Genomic DNA, 15,856 nt, shown 5'->3' on the forward strand with positions numbered 1-15,856 from the left:
ACGAATGCGCATAATCAGCCTATAAAGCCGGCTTTAAAATTAAAAAATCAATTATTTGCTTCTTGTCGGGTAAAAGCGGCCCTTCATCTGTAAATAATGGCCTTGCTTCTATCATAATTGGCATTACCGGGCAGCTTTCGTAATATTGTTCATTCATGCAAGTTACAACCAACCCGAAGAGTAAAAACGTAGCTGCCATCATTCAACTGCTGCTATGGCTCTGCTTTGGCTCTGCCTTGTTCCTTTCACAACCGCTATCGTGGGGTATTCATATCCCCACGGCTTTTTGGGTAAAGCAGGGCCTTACGGTGGTTTTACTTATTGTGGCTTACTATATCAACTCGCGCCTGCTGGTACCACAGCTACTGCTTAAAAACAAGGAAGTGAAGTTTTTAATAGTTATTACCATTCTGGCAGCTGGCGTAATTGTTTTAAATATACTGATTGATACCTGGCTGCATATTCCTGATATCATGGAAGCCGCTTTCAGACACCATGATGGCCCTCCTGGCCTTGCAAGACCGCCGGGCCGCTCACCAGGACCGCCGCCACCTAACGATCATGGCGGCCCAGGCCCCGGCAGGCACGGCCCGCGGCTGGATATGTTTACCCTTACCATTACGGCGCTGATATTAGGGGTGAGCACCAGTGTTACTGCCGTACAAAAATGGCAGCAGGATAACCAGCTTCATCAGGAAATGAAACAGCAGCGCACCGAATCGGAGCTATCCTTTCTGAAAGCGCAGATCAATCCCCATTTCTTCTTCAATACGCTGAACAACATTTATATGCTCACCATGATTGATGTGGAATCATCAAGGCAGGCCCTGCATAAATTATCGCGCATGATGCGGTATCTGCTGTATGAAACCCAGCAGGACACCACCCTGCTGAGTAAAGAAGTAGATTTTATTAAAGATTATATTGAGCTGATGCGGCTGCGCCTTACCGAAAAGGTAACCCTTACTTTTGAAGAACCCGCCCGGCTGCAGGAGGCGCAAATAGCCCCGATGTTGTTTTTACCTTTTGTAGAAAATGCTTTTAAACATGGTATCAGCTCCACACAAAACAGCATGATTACTATTCAACTGAAGCAAGAAGGCCATACGCTTGGCTTCGATGTGTCTAACACAATTGTAACCGACCAAGAAAAAACCCTGGATGGCAACAGTGGTATTGGCCTGGTGAATACCCGCCGCCGGCTGGATTTGCTGTATGCCGGTAAATACCAGTTAAATATTAACACCACAACCGAAAGCAATATGCATTATGTTCACCTAAACCTGCAGCTATCATGACTTTAAACTGTATTGCCGTTGATGATGAACCTTTGGCTTTGGGACTGGTTAGCTTATTTATTGAGCAAACTCCTTTTCTGAACCTTACCGGCAAATACTCAAGCGCCGTAGAGGCACTAAAAACATTGCATACCGAAACCGTTGACCTGATATTTTTAGACATACAAATGCCTGACCTGAACGGCATCGAACTGGCCCGGGTGCTGGATGGCCGCGCAGGCCGCAAGCCACGCATCATCTTCACCACTGCCTATAACCAGTTTGCGCTGGAGGGCTACAAGGTAGACGCGCTTGATTACCTGCTGAAACCGTTTAACTATGAAGAGTTTCTAAAGGCCGCTAACAAGGCGCTGGCTTATCAGCAGCTTATTATTCAGGCCGAAGCTATACCGGTAAATGCGGAGCCCAGAGAGGAGAACCGCTATGTATTTTTAAGGGTTGAATATCAGCTGATCAAAATAAATTTGGATGATATCATCTACATTGAAGGGCTGAAAGATTATGTGAAAGTATGGCTAACCGGAAAAGATAAAGCGCTGCTTTCTTTAACCAGCTTGAAAGCGCTGGAAGATAAACTCCCGCCCAGGCGTTTTATGAGGGTACACCGCTCGTTTATTGTATCGCTCGATAAGATACATTCCGTTGCCCGCAACGCTATCCAAATAGGCGGCGTATACATCGCCATAGGCGACCAGTATAAAGACACTTTCAACAACTTTTTAAATCAATAACGCCTATCAGCGCTTGCCCTGCTGCTTCCCTGCCTGTTTTAGCCTGACAGATTACAAGCACCTGATTATCAATAATAAATTATTACCTTAAAGCGGTGATTGCTTATCTGTTTTGTTAATCAATATTTGTATATTTATATAACAAAAAAATAGCCTTTATTTTAAAAATCAGCCTTAAATCCTGTTGGTTAGCCGGGTGGTAAATGATAAAGAGCAGTCAATTTAAGTACTAAATATTTTAGCAAATTAAATTAATTAAGTATATTTGTTATACAAATAAATAAGATGAGTAACGCAAACGCAGATAAATTAAAAGCCCTCCAGATTACCTTAGATAAGCTGGAGAAATCGTATGGTAAAGGCACTATCATGAAGCTTGGCGACAGCGTGATTGAACCCATAGAGGTTATCCCTACCGGTTCGTTAACGCTTGACCTGGCACTGGGTGTGGGTGGTTTACCCAAAGGCCGGGTAATTGAAATTTACGGCCCTGAGTCATCCGGTAAAACTACGCTGGCTATTCATGCTATTGCCGAATCACAAAAAAAGGGCGGCATTGCAGCCTTTATTGATGCGGAACATGCTTTCGACCGTTTTTACGCCCAGAAATTAGGTGTGGATGTAGAAAACCTGCTGATCTCCCAGCCCGATAACGGTGAGCAGGCACTTGAAATTGCCGACAACCTGATTCGTTCCGGCGCTATTGATATTCTGGTGATTGACTCGGTAGCCGCTTTGGTGCCTAAAGGTGAAATTGAAGGTGAAATGGGCGAAAGCAAGATGGGTTTACAGGCCCGCTTAATGTCGCAGGCCTTACGTAAGCTTGCGGGCACCATTAATAAAACCGGCTGCTGCTGTATTTTCATCAACCAGTTGCGCGAAAAGATTGGCGTAATGTTTGGTAACCCCGAAACCACTACTGGTGGTAACGCCCTTAAGTTTTACGCTTCAGTACGTCTGGATGTTCGCCGTATCTCGCAAATTAAGGATAGCGACGAGGTATCAGGTAACCGCGTGAAGGTAAAGGTGGTGAAAAACAAGGTTGCACCTCCGTTCCGCCTGGCCGAATTTGATATTATGTTTGGCGAAGGTATATCCAAGGCTGGTGAGATTATTGACCTGGGTGTAGAGCACAACATTATTAAAAAAGCAGGATCATGGTTCAGCTATGGCGAAACCCGCCTGGGCCAGGGCCGCGATGCCGTTAAGCAGTTAGTGATTGATAACCCAGAACTGGCAGAAGAATTGGAAAACAAGATTAAGGATGTTGTGAACGGCGATATGGCCGAAGCATAATCTTTAATTAAAGACTTTAATAATCAAAGCTCCCCGGTATTAACCGGGGAGCTTTTTTACTTTTTAGCCTATAGCTTAAAGAGGTATTGCCTAAAATAAGGGAATCATTTAAAAACCGGCAGTATGGACTGCAACGTATATTGGATAAAATAAATTAAACGCATTCTTTATTGTGGTCTGACAAATAAATTGCCATGGAAAGTTTTTATATTGCTCTTATGGCGGCAGGTGCGGCCTTGATCATTACGATGCGGATAATTAAATCCAAACCCGGCCTGAACATTACTACTGATAATCAGCAACAAAGCTCCGTGCTTGACGAAATGAACTTACTGCTTGAAACCGTTGATACCTGCTCAGCCACCGAGCAGAAACGGCAAACACGTTACCACGATATTAAAGATAAATACAAAGATACCCTTGCCGTACTGGGCTACGATTTTCCTGAATTTCGGGAGAAAAGCCTCAGTTAGAAAACATGCATTATAATAGTGTAATGCTGCCTTTACAGGTGGCATTACCTTCCCTGGGTACGCGCGTACATGTAGGCAACTCCAATAATTACAATAATTGCCAGCACAATAAGCCCGGTTATTCCCTTGCGCTTGTCCTGGCGCATTATCCAAATCAGCAACCCCACTAACGGAACTGCGAAAACCAGCCAAAAAATAAGCGAAGGAACAGACATTTTTATGGAGTAGAAATAAAGAAGTCAAATGTAAAGATTTTTGATGGTAACGCTTGCTGAAGTGAACAGAAAAACCAAACTTACCATTGCGAAGAACGAAGCAACGACAGGTTATTGATGGGGTTGCATGATTAAGTACCGCTTTTTTACTCAATCATTCATTGGCTTAAAAAGGCATACGGGCCATCGGGGCTACCTCCTGCCCTACAAACTCCCCGCTTAAAAATTTATAGTGCCCGGCAATGGCAATCATGGCAGCATTATCGGTACAGTATTCAAAGTTGGGCACAAAGCTATTCCAGCCTTGCTGCAGGCATAATTGCTGTAAACCTTCGCGCAAGCCGGTATTGGCCGAAACACCACCGGCCAGCGCCAGATCTTTAATGTTATATTCCTGTGCGGCTCTTTTAAACTTATTAAGCAATATGGTTACAATTCTTTTTTCTACCGAGGCACAAATATCCGGCAGGTTCTCTTTAATAAAATCAGGATTCTTTGCTTCATTATCCCTGATAAAATACAGAATAGCCGTTTTTAATCCGCTAAAACTAAAGTTATAACCCGGTATTTGCGGCTCCGGAAATTTATAGGCGTCCGGGTTGCCCTGCCGGGCATATTTATCAATCAGCGGTCCGCCGGGGTAAGGCAAGCCTAAAATTTTACTGGTTTTATCCATTGCCTCCCCAGCCGCGTCATCCTGCGTTTGGCCGATGATTTTCATATCGAAATAATCCTTTACCAGCACAATTTGTGTATGCCCGCCCGAAACGGTGAGGCACAAGAAAGGGAACGAAGGCTTATGTTTACCGATAAAATGGGCCAGTACATGAGCCTGCATGTGGTTAACTTCAATCAGCGGTATATCCTGAGCCAGTGCAAAAGCCTTAGCAAAGCTCACCCCTACCAGTAATGAGCCTAAAAGGCCGGGGCCGCGCGTAAAAGCTACTGCATCAATATCATTTTTGCTTACTTTTGCGTTTAGTATTGCTTGTTGCACAGCGGGGATGATATTTTGCTGATGAACGCGTGAGGCCAGTTCTGGCACCACGCCGCCATAGGCTTCATGTATGGTTTGGTTAGCAATTACGTTACTGCGTATTTCGCCGTCAACACATACCGAAGCGGAGGTTTCATCGCACGAAGATTCAATTCCTAAAATAACAGGCACGGTGGTATTTACTGTTTATTAAAAGGCAAAGTTATTAAAAAACTACTCAAAATAACGTTAGGCATCGTGCTGTTCATTGTACTGTTCGTCAGCATTGTGCTGGTACTTTTTCAGTATAAACCAGTGCAAACCTGGGCTGCTAAAAAAGGGGCTGCTTACCTTTCCAAAGAACTGCATACTAAGGTTGATATAAAAAGCCTGTATATTAAACCCTTCTCCACCATTGTGCTGGAAGATTTGTATGTGCTGGACAAACAGCATGATACCCTGCTGCGCACCCCAAAGCTGGAGGTGGAATTACGCCGCTTTTCCATCTTCAACAGCATTAAGCGCCGCAGCATCAATTTTCAACTGATACAACTGGATAACGGCTCTGTTTACCTGAAAAAATATAAAGACAGCACCAGCAACCTTAAATTTATACTGGATTATTTTCAGGGCAGGCCCGATACCAGCAAGAAGGCGCCAGGCCGCCCATGGCATATCAATTTTGAGAAGATTGCCGTAAATAACCTGCATTTTCGTTACAAAAACTATCTGGAAAAAGATACCCTGCTAAAAAAGCAGGTAAATTTTAATGATATAGATGTAAACCGCCTTTCGGTACAGCTACAGGGTTTGGATGTAAGCAACCACCTGTTTAAGGCCGGCGTGCAAAACTTTACGCTGCACGAAAAGAGCGGCTTGTTCATCAAAACCCTGAGCACCAACATCACGGTGGATACCAACCAGATTTTGGCGCAGAACCTGTTGCTGGTTACGCCAAAATCGTATTTGAAAAATTACTTTAAGATGCGGTTTAAGGATTTTGGCGATGTATCTGAACATATTGAAGACCGGGTGTACATGGAAGCTGATCTGCACGGCTCAAAAATATCGTCGGAAGATGTGCGCTATTTTACCAGTTCGCTGGAAGGCATACGGTTTGATTTTGGCTTAAATGGCCGTGCATGGGGTACGGTAAATGATTTAAAGGCAAAGCAACTTACCATTACCGGCGGGCAGGCCACTTACCTGAAAGGTGATTTCAGGCTTAAAGGATTGCCCGACTGGGATCATACCTATTTCGATTTACGCTTTAACCAGTTGGCTTCCAACAAACGCGATCTGGACCACATTTTAGGCAGGCTGGCCAACAGCCCCAAATTCAGCCTGCCGGTTTTTATGAACAAGTTTGGTAACATCAATTTCAGCGGACGGCTTACCGGTTACCAAACCAACTTTTTAACCCAGGGCACATTTAAAACCAAGCCGGGCCGCGTGGAAACCAACCTGCGCATTAAACAACCGGGCGAGGCTAACATGACCTATGCCGGTAAGGTAAAAGGTTATAATTTTGATTTGGGCGGATTGCTTGACCAGGCTGCGCTTGGCCGGAGTACTTTTGATGCGGATATAAATGGTAAGGGTATCAACGTAAATACATTGAGCCTGAAAGCCAATGCCCGTATGACTTACCTTACCTACAGCGGGTACAGCTATCAAAACCTGAAACTGGATGGCAGCTTTATCAGGCAGGTAGCCAACGCCAAAATCAACATCAACGACCGCAACATTAAGCTGGCGCTGAATGGCCGTGTAAATTTAAATGAAGCGCTGCCTACCTACAAGGTAGGCGCCACCTTGCAAGATGCCCGGCTATACCGCCTGCATCTGCTTAAAGATACCATTACCCTTAGCGCTAAGCTGAATACCTCATTCAGAGGAAATAATTTGCGTAACCTGCAGGGCAGCATTGTGCTGTCGCCCTTGAGGATTGTTGATCCGCGTAATAATTTCGTGGTAGACTCAGTTGCGCTGACCGCTACCGGCCTGGGTAACAACCGCGTGATCAGCCTCAGATCAGACATTGCTGACGGCAGTATTAAAGGTACTTATGATTTGGCCACACTTCCTGCCTACTTTAAATCGGTAGTAAAAAAATACATCCCTTCACTTAAAACCACATTCGGTAAACCGGGAAGGCAAAACTTTGATTTTACCCTGCGGCTTAAAAACCTAAGCCCTGCATTGATTATGTTTGCACCACAGGTGAGTATTCCTGATAGCGGTACCTTTAACGGCCATTTTAACTCAATAAACCAAACCGCTACCCTGAACGGCCTGATTAAAACCATTAAGTACGGCAAGATTGTACTGCACGATTTTATTATTGACGAGAGCACCGACGATAACTTACTGGGGGTGAACGTTTCACTCAGCCGGGTAGATTTAACCGATAGCCTTTTTATTAAGAATATCAACATCACCAATTTCCTGCAGCGGGATAGCCTGAAGTTCAACGTAAAATTGTCAGACAAAAATGCTGTTAACCAACTCGATTTATACGGATTGGTAGAATTTGGGCGCGATACAACTGCTAAACTGAAATTATTACCATCAGACGTTGTGCTGGAAAACCAGAACTGGAAATTACAGCAGCAGGTACGCATCAGGTTACTTAACGGCAAAACGCAGGTTACCGGCTTTGAGCTATCAAACGGGGAGCAAAGGGTACGTATCAACGGTTTCATTTCTGACAATCCGGAGGATGAGCTGAAAGTAGTTTTCGATAAATTCAGCATGACCACGCTTGACCAGCTGACCAAGGCTGCCGGGGTTAAATTTACCGGCAGAGTAAACGGTGAGGTTAAACTTACTTCGGTAATTAAATCGCCGGGGGTAGATGCGGATTTGCGCGTGGATACGCTGACCATGAATGATACGTACTTAGGTAACCTGAAAATACAGTCGAGCCTTGATGAAGAGCGTAAGCAAGCTAAAATAAAACTGAATTTGCTTGACCGTGGCCTGGAAACGGTAGACATAAGCGGCTTGTACTTGCTGGGCACCGATAATGAGAACGCGCTTGACTTTGATGTGCGCATGAACCAAACCAAAGCGGTAATCTTTTCGCCGTTCACCAAAGGCCTGGTATCAAACCTGAAAGGAAACATTTCTACCGACCTTAAACTTACCGGACCAGTGGCCAGCCCAAAACTTAATGGAACGGTTACCCTGGCAGGCACAGGCTTAACGGTAGATTACCTGAAGGTGCCCTATACCATTGATGACAAATTGCAGGTAACCAACAGCGTTATAAAAGTTGATAACCTAAAAATGCGCGATGTAAAGGGCGGCATTGGTACCGCCAACGGCACGGTAGATTTAACCAACATCAGCACACCCAAACTGGATGTAAATATTGAAGCGCGCAATTTAATGGCGCTGAACACCACTTTTAAAGATAATCATATTTACTATGGCCGGGCTTTCGCCAGCGGGCGCTTCAGCTTTACCGGCCCGATAGATAGTATGTATATTGACATTAAGGCCCGCAGCGAAGACAGTACGGTATTTAATATCCCGCTTAATACTTCGGCCACTGCCGGCGAGTATGATTTTGTAAGGTTTGTAAGCCATAAGGATACTACCAATATTATAAGCAACGGAAATGCGTTTAAAGGCATTACCCTGAATTTTGATTTAAGTATTGATGAAAAAACGCTGGTACGGATAACTACCGATTTGGGCGTACTTGAAGGCCGGGGTATATCTAACAACCTGAACCTCAAGATCAATAGCTTTGGTGATTTTGATATGTACGGCGATTACCAGATTTCGTCGGGTAAGTTTGAGTTTACGGCTAAAAACTTTATCAGTAAGAATTTTGCTGTTTCGCAGGGGGGAACCATACGGTGGACGGGGAACCCGTCTAATGCAGAAATCAATTTGCGGGCTATATATGAAGTGCGTACCAACATTAACAACCTTTATGTAGCGGCTGGACTGCAATCGCCCACCGGCGACCAATACCGCCTGGTGCAGGCCGAGCTGATTATTACCCGCTCGCTGCTGCAGCCACAAATAGATTTCGATTTTAATTTTCCAACCGATCCATCGGTAAAAGATAACCTGAGCACTTACCTGAATGATTATAACAATCGCAGTCAGCAGGCGCTGAGCATTATTGTGCGCCGGCAGTTTGCGCCGGGCACGGGCAGCAATATTAACAGCGAATTGCGGGGTACTGCCTCCGAAGCTGTAAGCGAATTTGCGTTTAACAAGCTGAACAGTTTAATTGCCCAATCCAACATCAAGTATTTCGATTTAAACATACGCTCCTTAAATGATGCCAGCGCATCTGTTAAGGTATTAAATGACCGGTTGATTTTTAGCGGCAGCTTGTACAGCACCTACGGCAGCAATAACCTGTTTGTGGGTAGCAATACGCAAAACAGCACCCTGCTTAATTCTGATAATCTAACTAAGGATTTTGCTGCTGAATTTTTGATCCGCACCGATGGCCGTTTGCGGGGGCGATACTCTTACCGGGTACTCAACAGTACCACGCTGGGCAACCTCACCGGCTCACTGGTGCAGCAATATGTAAATGGCGTAGGCTTAATTTATCAGCGCGACTTTGATACGTTTGGCGATTTCTTCCGCGAAATGTTTGGTAACCGCCGCCGTATAAGGCGCAATGCCATTAACAGGGCCGATACTGCCGGCTCGGCTCCGCCGCCGCCAACCAATGCAGGCGGCAACAATGATGATGAAAGGTAACCAAAGTCAGTTGGCTATTAAAGTGTAAGTAAACTGGCCTGCATTAAGTGGTAATGACCTGGCTAACTTATTAAATCCCTTAAAATTGACAAAGGAAGTTAATGAGATGCTCGTTTTAAAAGAATCAGGCTATGTTGCAGCCCCTTATGCGTATTATGGATAAGTATAGTTTCCGGGTACGCATTAGTACCCTGCCGCTTTATGGCATGTGCCGGCAACTTTACCTGCCTGCTTAAAACCATGCAACCCAACCACAAGGCAAAAGAAGAAACAGTGGGGTACTCGCCGCTCATGTGCTTGAAACGGCCTACTGTGGCTTCATCATTAAATTGATTTTCTACCACCTGGTAAAAAGAGTGTTGCCTGCTGTCGCCGCCATCGCCGCTTAAAAGCAGGTGTATGGCTCCATCTTCGGCCATATACTGCGCTAAAAACTGCTGCAGCCTGCTTTCAAATAAATTAATATCCGGTGTATTGAAATAGCTGTAAGCCGCTACCTGCCCCAAAGCCTGCTGCAAAGGTGCAGAACCGGCTAAAAACATGGCTACCCCTTCGCCCGCTATACTTCCGGGTGCAGGGTTAATGTATAAATCGTGGTTGCTTACTGCTTTTTGCCTGAACCAGCCCCCCAGTTTATCAATCTCATGATTGTAAGCCGCAATTTCATCTACACCGCCCAGCAGGTAAGTGTGATCCGGATGTTCGCGCAAGAGCATATCCACATCAGTTATTGCATTTTCAAAAGACAACCCCCGCTGTACATGCGTAATGTTATATTCTCTGCGCTTAAGTAACATGCACAACTGCGAAGTTACCGTATTAGGCGTACTTTGTACAAAGTTGCCGGGCGTAAGCAAGTCCTCGTTATAATCTACAATCTGGTTCAGGAAACGGCCGCTTTCTTCCATACCTCCGTTTCCGCTGCCTATAACAATTCCATCAGGCAGGTGCGCAGCATTTATCAGCGGCGCAGCAGCAGCAAGCCCCAGCTTTACCGCTTTACTCATGCGGCGCAGCGCATTGGCTGGCATCCCCTCGTACCTGGGCTCAATAGCACTAAGTTTATTACCGGCAGATTCATACAGCGTATCTAAGCTGATACTGCCGAAAGTATGCTGGGGAGAAATGCAGGTTGCGTTATAGAGGTAAAACATGAGGCAATCAGGCTTTAGAAAAAATCAATGAGGTACAGCTTCCGCCAAAACCAAAAGAGTTTGACATTACATGCGCTACCGGTGCTTGTGTGTATTGTGTAACCGGCTGTAATGCATATGCCCCCCCGGGCCGATTAAAATTTAATGTGGGATAGATTTCCTGATGTTGCAACGTTAAAATACTGAACACCGCCTCTACTGCGCTGGCCGCCCCTAAAGTATGCCCGGTATAGCTTTTGGTAGAAGTAAACAGCGGTACCTGCCCGAATACACGGCGCATGGCCTGCAGCTCTACCCCGTCGTTATTCTCGGTTGAAGTACCGTGGGTGTTGACAAAATCAATGGCCTGGGGTGGTAAGCCGGCCTTATGCAGCGCCTTATTCATAGACAGATAAGGCCCTTCGCCATCATCGCACAGCGAAGAAGGGTGATAGGCATCATTGGTATTGCCGTAGCCGCTCAATTCGGCATATATGGTTTTGCCTGCTGCATCTTCAGCACGCTCCAGTACCAGGTAAGCGGCACCCTCGCCCAGGTTTAGGCCTTTACGGTCAGCGTCAAACGGGCGGCACCATTCATCAGAAAGTATCCGTAGTGCATTAAAGCCATTAACTGTAAATTTTGACAAGCTGTCGGCACCGCCGGCAATTACACGGTCGGCCAACCCATTCTGCAATAAACGTGCGGCATATATAATGGCATTGGCCGATGATGAGCAGGCTGTATTAATGGTATTGATTAAACCACCCAGCTGATACCGCTCTTGTAAAAACAGGCTTACAGAGGCATAATCATAAGCCGCTAAGTATTCTTCGTGCCCGGGTTTACCATTGCCATTGGCATACAATTCTTCGGTAAGGCACATACCGCCTACCGTAGTGGCGTTAATAAACGCTGTGCGTGGCGAATTTAAATCTGCTGCCGATAAACCGGCGTTGCCTGCTGCTTCGTCAAACGCATTTAAAGCCAGCAGCGTGGTACGTGTAACGCCTGCAGCGGTAACCTGTAACCCGGCTTTCAGCGCCTCATTGCTCATGGGCACTTCACCAAAAGGTATAACGCCCGAAAATTTAGACGGAAAATGACTGGACTGGGTAATACCACTCCTCCCACCGGCCAGCGCTGCCTGATTTTCATCTACAGTGCGGCCAATAGCGCTGATGATACCCATTCCGGTAACCACAATCCGGCTCAAATGCTTTTCCTCCAGTTTATTATTTGGTGCGGTGCTGCGCTACATAATCGGCCATGGTATGCACATCCGTAAGCGCCTTACGGCCTTCTTTCGGATCATTAATGGTAATACCATATTCCCTTTTCAACAGAACAATCAACTCCAGCGAATCAATAGAATCCAATCCTAAGCCTTCGCCAAATAATGGTTCATCGTCTTTAATATCGTTCGGTGTAAGATCGGTTAAATTTAAAAATTGTATAATCTGGCTTTTCAGCTGCTGTTTCAGCGCCTCGTTTTCCATACGTATTAAATTAAGTGTTTTTGTTTGAGCCCTATCCAGGTCACCAGTTGTATCAGCAGGGTAATGGCCAGCAAAGGTAAGATGTTTGCCCAAACATCGGTTAGCTTGCCTCCTTCCAAAAATAAGCCATAATAAGCTTCGAGGCACCAATGCAGCGGCGAAATATTCATCATGGTTTTAAAGGCGCCCGGCATGGCAAAGCTGGGCACCATTAAACCGCCCAAGGCTGCCAGTATAACTACCGATACGGCGCCAAAGCCGTTGGCCTGTTCAAGCGTATGAGCAAAAGTACCTATGCAAATGGCATAACTCACGGCGCACCAGCCACACAGTAAGGTAACTATCAGCAAGCCGCTTACATCGGCCGGCAGGTTTAAAGGCGGCAGCCCGATTAACGGGAACAGCCAAACGCCGATAGCAAATATTACCAGGGCCTGTAGTAAGGTAACGCCCAGATATACCAACTGTTTGGAAACCAGGCTGAGGCTGTAACTTGTGGGCAGGGTTTTGAGCCGGATAAAACTGCCGTTCAGCTTTTCGCGCACTACGCTTCCGCCTAAAGAGATGGTAACAAAAAACATGGCAAAAATAGTCCAGGCGGGTACATTGTGCTGTGAGGCATTAGGCAAAATGCGGCTGCCGTTACGTAAAACCGGCACCTCATTAATTATGGTGCGGTTACTCAGCATTTCGTTTTCCAGCTGGGCAGGCAACGGCTTGTCATTAATAGCCAGGTACAGTTTGCGTAAGGTTTGGCGGCTCTCTACCAGCTGCAGGCCGCTTTGCATAGCACCCTGAACCGATAACCGCATAGACTCCTGCAGTATAGGGTTATAATAAAGGGTCAGCGGGTCAACCGTTGGAACTGCTTTTACGCTGTCGCCTTCCAGGCCAAAGCTTTTTAATGCCTTGCCGGCTGCATTGGTCGCCTTGGCGTTTACCTTAACTGAAAAACTGGAGGGAATAGTGATAGCGAGCAGGGCATCCTGCGCACGCATGGTTTCGGTCAGCTGCTTTTCTGTAGCCTTAGCGGGGGCGTTTAGTAACCGGAACATTCCGATTTTATTAATGGCCTGCACAAAATCGGCTCCGGCCTTACCAGTATCGCGGTTGCATACCAGCACTTTTATCTTTTCGCTTTTTACAATCTGAAAAGTACTGTTCTGTATGCCGGTTACAATAATAACCAGCAGTATGGGCATCCCGAACATCAGTATCAGTCCGGCTTTATCGCGCAGCAAAATCCGCAGGTCTTTAATAAGGGTAGCCCAGAGTTTAAACATGCTTAGTTACGATACGCTTTGCCGGTTAAATGAATAAATAATGCTTCAAGGTCGGGCTTATTGTATTTGGCCAGCAACTCTTCGGTTTTACCTTGTGCAATAATCCTGCCCTCATCAATCAGCGCAATGTGGTTGCACAAATCCTGCGCTTCGCTTAGCTGGTGTGAGGTATAAACCAATGTGGTACCCTTAAGGTTCAGTTCCTTTAAATATGCAATAATGGCATAGCGGGTTTGCACATCAACCCCTACGGTAGGTTCATCCAGAAACAATATTTCGGGTTGATGCATAACGCCAATGGCCAGGTTCACCCGCCGCTTCATTCCGCCCGAAAAATGCTGAACCGGCTTGTGCCGGACTTCGGTTAGGCCCAGCACCTGTAGCAACTCATTTGTACGTTTACTGATTTGCACTTTACTAAGCCCCGACCACGCGCCAAAAAACTCTAAATTTTCGGATGGGCTTAATTCATGATAAAAGGAAAAATCCTGCGGCACAAAGCCAAAACGTTTATTAACCTCGCCTTTTTGCTTACCTACCCGGTAACCGGCCAGTTCAATACTGCCCTGCTGCGCCTCCAGTAAACCGGTCATTAAGCTCATGAGCGTAGTTTTACCTGCCCCGTTCGGGCCGAACAAACCAAAACGTTCTCCATTAGCTACTTCCATGTTCAGCCCCGAGAAATGTACACCGGATTGCTGCGGATACTGAAAATCAAGATTATGGATGTGTATAGCTAAATTGCTCATGCCTGCCACTTCATTTTTTTCAGTGCTTCAAAAGCTGCCTTTTCAATTTGCGCTACTTCCAACAGGTAATCACCCATCATGTTAAAGTCCTGCTGGCTGCCTAAACGGCCTTTATAAATGCCGGCAGCATGTACTGCGGCGGTTCGCCATAAATCGCCTGCCTGGGTAAACTGATCAGCAATGGTGAGCAATTCATCATTATTTGGATGATAGGCATGTGCTTCCTGCAAGAAAGCTCCATACATGTACCTAAACCCACCGCCACCTGTTCCGATTTCTTCCTGCATACGTACCAATTGGGCCAGATAAGAGCCCGCTGTTTTTAATCCCAATTTATCGCGCCAGCCTTTTATTTTTTTGCCGGTATAGGCAATACCATTTACACCAACAAACCAGCCAAGAATAGAAAGCATATTATATGCATTTTTTTTGATGCCGTTTTTAATAGCCTGCCTGATCTGTTCATCAGTAATGGCAGCCGTACTTTCCGGGTAGTAGATTTGCCCCTTGGGCGCCAGGGCGCCTTTGGCAAAACGCACCCTTTCCAGCTCGTAGCTGCTTAGCGTAGTAGGCGTTTCCATAATCGGATCGCTGATAAGGTAATTGTCTTCCTCTTTACCATACACAACCAAATTATGGGCATTAAAATGAAAACGGTACTCCTTTGGAAAATACGACAAGTAATATACACCTACCTGGCAGCCTACCGGTTGCCCCTGGTTTAGCCTGTCCTGCAAAAAAGATTCGGCCTCAGATTTTGAACTGAATGTTTTACGCTTTACCGGAATGTTCAACGATTTGCAGGTGCGCCTGAAGATATGGCCCGGCAATGTGCGAAAGGCAATAGCAGGCCCGTTATTAATTTTAATGAATGGAATATAGGCAAAGAACAGTCCGGCCCCTATACCTAAGGCCAGCGGCTCGGTAATTTTATGGTTTGATATGCTGCTGAGCAGATTACTGGTAACGCCCGATTCGCAATGGGCCGCCTGCCGGTGTTCAAAATCAGCTCTCATATATCGTCAGGGTATCAAAATCAGCTAATTTAATGTTCAAGGCTTCTGCGTATTTCTGCAATTTACTTTCGGATAACTTTTTAAAAACATCAGGCTTTAAATGCCGCTTTACCTGCCATTGCCAAAAACCGGTATAGGCCGCTAAAGTAGGCACATCCATCAGGCGATACTCCATAAAAAACAGAATAGGGCTGGCCTTGCCATCCTGTACCTGTCGGCGGGCATTGGCTACGCGGGCTTCCACATCCTGCCAGGCTACGTCAAGGGCCGTGGCTTTTACGTCCCAGCCGGTACTTAGCTCGGTGGTGTAGTTGCCTTTGCTGTCGGTAGCGTAAACTACCTCCTTGGTTACTTTGCCTAAAGCGCTTTTATCCTGTGGTACCTCGTCTTTTTTCATTACCTCACCCTGCCCTCTCCAAAAGAGAGGGTTCTTTAATTTAATTCTTTAAT

At 45.9% G+C, this 15,856-nt stretch carries 14 protein-coding genes; 5 read left to right on the forward strand and 9 right to left on the reverse strand.

Annotation, left to right across the window (positions count from 1 at the left end; translation table 11 throughout):
- Positions 1 to 155: 155 nt before the first annotated feature.
- From ACY652_RS04210 to ACY652_RS04225, 4 genes are all read left to right on the forward strand, one after another.
- On the forward strand, positions 156 to 1,298 hold the full coding sequence (locus ACY652_RS04210; RefSeq protein WP_462266744.1) for a sensor histidine kinase: 1,143 nt from the start codon (positions 156 to 158) through the stop codon (positions 1,296 to 1,298).
- Positions 1,295 to 2,029 (forward strand): LytR/AlgR family response regulator transcription factor, encoded by a 735-nt coding sequence (locus ACY652_RS04215; RefSeq protein WP_462266745.1) that lies wholly within the window; start codon positions 1,295 to 1,297, stop codon positions 2,027 to 2,029. The genes ACY652_RS04210 and ACY652_RS04215 overlap by 4 nt, the downstream gene beginning before the upstream one ends.
- 285 nt (positions 2,030 to 2,314) lie before the next feature.
- Complete coding sequence (gene recA, locus ACY652_RS04220) at positions 2,315 to 3,325, forward strand: recombinase RecA (RefSeq protein WP_462266746.1); 1,011 nt, start codon at positions 2,315 to 2,317, stop codon at positions 3,323 to 3,325.
- Between the two features lie 194 nt (positions 3,326 to 3,519).
- Complete coding sequence (locus tag ACY652_RS04225; protein WP_462266747.1) at positions 3,520 to 3,798, forward strand: hypothetical protein; 279 nt, start codon at positions 3,520 to 3,522, stop codon at positions 3,796 to 3,798.
- 44 nt (positions 3,799 to 3,842) lie between these two features.
- On the opposite strand, the gene ACY652_RS04230 is transcribed toward ACY652_RS04225, so the two are convergent.
- On the reverse strand, positions 3,843 to 4,013 hold the full coding sequence (locus tag ACY652_RS04230) for a hypothetical protein (RefSeq protein WP_462266748.1): 171 nt from the start codon (positions 4,011 to 4,013) through the stop codon (positions 3,843 to 3,845).
- 166 nt (positions 4,014 to 4,179) lie between these two features.
- Positions 4,180 to 5,181, reverse strand: a complete 1,002-nt coding sequence (tsaD, locus tag ACY652_RS04235; protein WP_462266749.1) for a tRNA (adenosine(37)-N6)-threonylcarbamoyltransferase complex transferase subunit TsaD — start codon at positions 5,179 to 5,181, stop codon at positions 4,180 to 4,182.
- A 66-nt stretch (positions 5,182 to 5,247) separates the two neighbouring features.
- Between tsaD and ACY652_RS04240 the strand changes: the two genes are divergently transcribed.
- Positions 5,248 to 9,726: a translocation/assembly module TamB domain-containing protein gene (locus tag ACY652_RS04240; RefSeq protein ID WP_462266750.1), complete on the forward strand. Its 4,479-nt coding sequence runs from the start codon at positions 5,248 to 5,250 to the stop codon at positions 9,724 to 9,726.
- 98 nt (positions 9,727 to 9,824) lie between these two features.
- On the opposite strand, the gene ACY652_RS04245 is transcribed toward ACY652_RS04240, so the two are convergent.
- Genes ACY652_RS04245 through DarG form a run of 7 tightly spaced genes read right to left on the reverse strand, consistent with a single transcriptional unit; the run spans position 9,825 to position 15,803 of the window.
- Entirely contained in the window at positions 9,825 to 10,880 is a 1,056-nt protein-coding gene (locus ACY652_RS04245) for a hypothetical protein (RefSeq protein WP_462266751.1), read from the reverse strand.
- 7 nt (positions 10,881 to 10,887) lie between these two features.
- Positions 10,888 to 12,075, reverse strand: coding sequence for a beta-ketoacyl-[acyl-carrier-protein] synthase family protein (locus ACY652_RS04250; RefSeq protein ID WP_462266752.1), 1,188 nt, complete (start codon positions 12,073 to 12,075; stop codon positions 10,888 to 10,890).
- A 19-nt stretch (positions 12,076 to 12,094) separates the two neighbouring features.
- Positions 12,095 to 12,358 carry a phosphopantetheine-binding protein gene (locus ACY652_RS04255; protein WP_462266754.1) on the reverse strand — a complete coding sequence of 88 codons (264 nt, stop codon included), beginning with the start codon at positions 12,356 to 12,358 and terminating at the stop codon, positions 12,095 to 12,097.
- A gap of 5 nt (positions 12,359 to 12,363) precedes the next feature.
- The gene (locus ACY652_RS04260; RefSeq protein ID WP_462266755.1) at positions 12,364 to 13,641 is read right to left on the reverse strand and encodes an ABC transporter permease; all 1,278 of its coding nucleotides are present in this window, start codon (positions 13,639 to 13,641) and stop codon (positions 12,364 to 12,366) included.
- 2 nt (positions 13,642 to 13,643) lie between these two features.
- The gene (locus tag ACY652_RS04265) at positions 13,644 to 14,390 is read right to left on the reverse strand and encodes an ABC transporter ATP-binding protein (RefSeq protein WP_462266756.1); all 747 of its coding nucleotides are present in this window, start codon (positions 14,388 to 14,390) and stop codon (positions 13,644 to 13,646) included.
- On the reverse strand, positions 14,387 to 15,406 hold the full coding sequence (gene darH / locus ACY652_RS04270; RefSeq protein ID WP_462266757.1) for a BtrH-related acyltransferase DarH: 1,020 nt from the start codon (positions 15,404 to 15,406) through the stop codon (positions 14,387 to 14,389). Before darH ends, ACY652_RS04265 begins: the two co-directional genes overlap by 4 nt.
- Positions 15,396 to 15,803 (reverse strand): flexirubin biosynthesis protein DarG, encoded by a 408-nt coding sequence (gene DarG / locus ACY652_RS04275; RefSeq protein ID WP_462266758.1) that lies wholly within the window; start codon positions 15,801 to 15,803, stop codon positions 15,396 to 15,398. Before DarG ends, darH begins: the two co-directional genes overlap by 11 nt.
- Positions 15,804 to 15,856: the final 53 nt, after the last annotated feature.

This window comes from Mucilaginibacter sp., assembly GCF_965200995.1.
Lineage (GTDB): Bacteria > Bacteroidota > Bacteroidia > Sphingobacteriales > Sphingobacteriaceae > Mucilaginibacter.

Bases quoted from the DNA above. Each gene is read 5' to 3' on its own strand.
- ACY652_RS04210 (WP_462266744.1), top strand. From the start codon at position 156: ATGCAAGTTACAACCAACCCGAAGAGTAAAAACGTAGCTGCCATCATT.
- ACY652_RS04215 (WP_462266745.1), top strand. From the start codon at position 1,295: ATGACTTTAAACTGTATTGCCGTTGATGATGAACCTTTGGCTTTGGGA.
- recA (WP_462266746.1), top strand. From the start codon at position 2,315: ATGAGTAACGCAAACGCAGATAAATTAAAAGCCCTCCAGATTACCTTA.
- ACY652_RS04225 (WP_462266747.1), top strand. From the start codon at position 3,520: ATGGAAAGTTTTTATATTGCTCTTATGGCGGCAGGTGCGGCCTTGATC.
- ACY652_RS04230 (WP_462266748.1), bottom strand. From the start codon at position 4,013: ATGTCTGTTCCTTCGCTTATTTTTTGGCTGGTTTTCGCAGTTCCGTTA.
- ACY652_RS04245 (WP_462266751.1), bottom strand. From the start codon at position 10,880: ATGTTTTACCTCTATAACGCAACCTGCATTTCTCCCCAGCATACTTTC.
- ACY652_RS04255 (WP_462266754.1), bottom strand. From the start codon at position 12,358: ATGGAAAACGAGGCGCTGAAACAGCAGCTGAAAAGCCAGATTATACAA.
- ACY652_RS04260 (WP_462266755.1), bottom strand. From the start codon at position 13,641: ATGTTTAAACTCTGGGCTACCCTTATTAAAGACCTGCGGATTTTGCTG.
- ACY652_RS04265 (WP_462266756.1), bottom strand. From the start codon at position 14,390: ATGAGCAATTTAGCTATACACATCCATAATCTTGATTTTCAGTATCCG.
- darH (WP_462266757.1), bottom strand. From the start codon at position 15,406: ATGAGAGCTGATTTTGAACACCGGCAGGCGGCCCATTGCGAATCGGGC.
- DarG (WP_462266758.1), bottom strand. From the start codon at position 15,803: ATGAAAAAAGACGAGGTACCACAGGATAAAAGCGCTTTAGGCAAAGTA.